Origin of the sequence: Halochromatium glycolicum (assembly GCF_016584085.1) — a bacterium.
GTDB classification, from domain to species: Bacteria; Pseudomonadota; Gammaproteobacteria; order Chromatiales; family Chromatiaceae; genus Lamprobacter; species Lamprobacter glycolicus.
This window is the reverse complement of record NZ_NRSJ01000113.1, coordinates 1-1,208: the sequence shown is the minus strand read 5'-3', so window position 1 is coordinate 1,208 and position 1,208 is coordinate 1. Positions and strand designations below refer to the sequence as shown.

The following is a 1,208-nucleotide window of genomic DNA, read 5'->3' as shown; positions in this document are numbered from 1 at the left end:
AACGGCCCCAGACGGAGGTCATCGGCTTATTCAGGAACGCATGGCGCGGATTTCCATCGAGGCCCGGCGATCCTGCGTGATCGGCCAAACCGAGGCCGGATACATTGACGCAGTCTGTTCTCACCATGACAAGAGCGGCACTTGCACCACCGGGGCGGACCATACATCTTTTTCAGCGGACGTTGAGTCTGTAGTGGAATTCCTCGTAGCCTAGGCGGGACAGGGCCGCAGCTGTCCCAAAGCTCACCTTGCCGGCGTGTGGCTGATCTCCTTGATCAGTCGTTTATGTACCGCCTTCAGTTGCTTATCGGCCTGGCGCTCGCGGCGGGCTTTGACCTCTAGCCAGACCTTTACCTACATCAGAGTTACTGATGATTCAGGATGCGCAAGGGCAGGGCGTTCTTGCGTCCGCGCATTCGGAGATGCGTGATGGAGCTGACACAACGCCACCTTTGGACGCGCTGAGCCAGGGCTCATGACCCGCGTTGCCTTCCTGACTCCGAGGCCCTGAGCATGACTGAGAACATCGAGAACCTGGTACTTGGGCACCTGCGAGCGATCCGCGGCACCCTTGCCGAGCATGGCGAGCGCTTAGGCGATTGCCGGAAAAGCTCGTACCGAATTGCGCAGGATGTTCGTTTGCCTTCGAGGAGCGTCGCCGGGAGCATAGCCGGGCTATGTGACCGGCGGCGCGACGAAGAAGGCGAGCGAAAAGACCAGCAAGGCGGTATGAGCTTTGACAGAAATCGCCTTAGACCGGATTGACCTGCACCTATCCACCCTAGGGCAACCGATCGACGCGCTAACCACCGCTGTCTAGAGGCGTTCTGCACCAGCTCAATAAGCCGTTCGTTTTTTCGAACTGACAAGCGCAGGAGCCAGCGCTTCTCCACTGGGCCCTGGGCACTCAAGCGATCGCTTGAATTCCCTTCTTCTCGATGACGGTCAGGAGTCGAAGTGCTGGCCCGCCGGGGCGCTTCACCCCTCGCTCCCAGTCCGAGACCAGATTCTTGCTCACGTTGAGATAACGGGCGAAGACCGGCTGAGAAAGATGCTCGCGCTCGCGCAGAGCGCGGATGGCTGAAGTGGACCCCGATTTTTGGACCAGGTGAGAAGTAAAGCTTCGGAGGCTATCCTCGCCCTAGACGAGAGGAGCCATCGACATGACCCGAAGCAAAGGTAAACGACTCAGTGCGGACTTCAAGGCC

Annotated in this window: 2 protein-coding genes; one reads left to right on the top strand and one right to left on the bottom strand. The window is 59.2% G+C overall.

Annotated features, from left to right (window positions below; genetic code table 11):
- Positions 1–513: 513 nt before the first annotated feature.
- Positions 514–765, top strand: a complete 252-nt coding sequence (locus CKO40_RS23715) for a hypothetical protein (RefSeq protein ID WP_200348923.1) — start codon at positions 514–516, stop codon at positions 763–765.
- A gap of 142 nt (positions 766–907) precedes the next feature.
- Here the strand turns inward: CKO40_RS23715 and CKO40_RS23710 are convergent, their stop codons facing one another.
- Positions 908–1,069, bottom strand: coding sequence for a helix-turn-helix domain-containing protein (locus CKO40_RS23710; protein WP_242477313.1), 162 nt, complete (start codon positions 1,067–1,069; stop codon positions 908–910).
- Positions 1,070–1,208: the final 139 nt, after the last annotated feature.

Excerpts from the sequence above, each read along its gene's own strand:
- CKO40_RS23715 (WP_200348923.1), top strand. The coding sequence starts at position 514 with ATGACTGAGAACATCGAGAACCTGGTACTTGGGCACCTGCGAGCGATC.